Genomic DNA, 323 nt, shown 5'->3' with positions numbered 1-323 from the left:
GAAATCATTGGGTTAATACAAGCAATCGGTCGTTCTTTTTTAGAAGTGTGGACCAATGGAACAGGACAGCGTTTTGTTGAGAATCTTCTCATTTTATTAGCAGATGTGTTAAATATCATCGGTGATATTGCCGGAGCGTTTAAACGTGCGTGGGAACAAGATGGACGAGGAACAGCATTGATACAGAGTATTTTTGATATGTTTAACGGAATCTTGGAATTATTACATGAGATCGCCGTAGCTTTCAGAGATGCATGGAATGATAACGGACTAGGTCAAAGTATTGCGGCTAATATTCTAGAAATCTTCACCAATATTTTTAA

1 protein-coding gene is annotated in these 323 nt (G+C 37.8%); it reads left to right on the top strand.

Annotation, left to right across the window (positions count from 1 at the left end; all coding sequences use genetic code 11):
• On the top strand, positions 1 to 323 hold a 323-nt coding region (locus C240_RS12495; protein ID WP_271496181.1), incomplete at both ends, for a hypothetical protein.

The sequence above is a fragment of the Enterococcus sp. 5H genome (assembly GCF_028128615.1).
Classification (GTDB): domain Bacteria; phylum Bacillota; class Bacilli; order Lactobacillales; family Enterococcaceae; genus Enterococcus_L.
Note: the sequence above shows the minus strand (reverse complement) of the source record. Positions and strands in the feature narration are given on the sequence as shown.